This window comes from Streptomyces monticola (assembly GCF_042665355.1).
Lineage (GTDB): Bacteria > Actinomycetota > Actinomycetes > Streptomycetales > Streptomycetaceae > Streptomyces > Streptomyces monticola.
Genome location: NZ_JBHTCF010000067.1, coordinates 1 through 764, shown reverse-complemented (window position 1 = coordinate 764; position 764 = coordinate 1). Strand labels below are relative to the sequence as shown.

The following is a 764-nucleotide window of genomic DNA, read 5'->3' as shown; positions in this document are numbered from 1 at the left end:
CTGGCCGACGCGCAGGAGACGTTCGTCGGCGAGTACGGCCTGTCTCTGGTGGGCGGCTGCTGCGGCACCACGCCCGAGCATCTGCGGCAGGTGGTGGAGCGGGTGCGCGGCCTGGCCCCGAGTGAGCGTGAGCCGCGTCCGGAGCCGGGTGCCGCGTCGCTGTACCAGACGGTGCCGTTCCGTCAGGACACCTCGTACATGGCGATCGGTGAGCGGACGAACGCCAACGGGTCGAAGAAGTTCCGTGAGGCGATGCTGGAGGCGCGCTGGGACGACTGTGTGGAGATGGCGCGCGATCAGATCCGTGAGGGCGCGCACATGCTGGACCTGTGCGTGGACTATGTCGGCCGTGATGGTGTGGCGGACATGGAGGAGCTGGCGGGCCGGTTCGCGACGGCCTCGACGCTGCCGATCGTCCTCGACTCGACTGAAGTGGACGTCATTCAGGCGGGGTTGGAGAAGCTGGGTGGCCGTGCGGTCATCAACTCGGTGAACTACGAGGACGGCGATGGGCCGGACTCGCGGTTCGCGAAGGTCACGAAGCTGGCGCGGGAGCATGGTGCGGCGTTGATCGCGCTGACCATCGACGAGGAGGGCCAGGCCCGCACCGTCGAGCACAAGGTCGCCGTCGCGGAGCGGCTGATCGACGATCTGACCGGCAACTGGGGCATCCAGGAGTCGGACATCCTCATCGACACCCTGACGTTCACCATCTGCACGGGTCAGGAGGAGTCCCGCAAGGACGGCATCGCCACCATCGAGGC

At 67.7% G+C, this 764-nt stretch carries 1 protein-coding gene; it reads left to right on the top strand.

What is annotated here, in order from left to right:
* Positions 1–764 (top strand): dihydropteroate synthase (locus tag ACFQVC_RS42455; protein ID WP_381842154.1); only part of this gene is annotated, 764 nt, incomplete at both ends.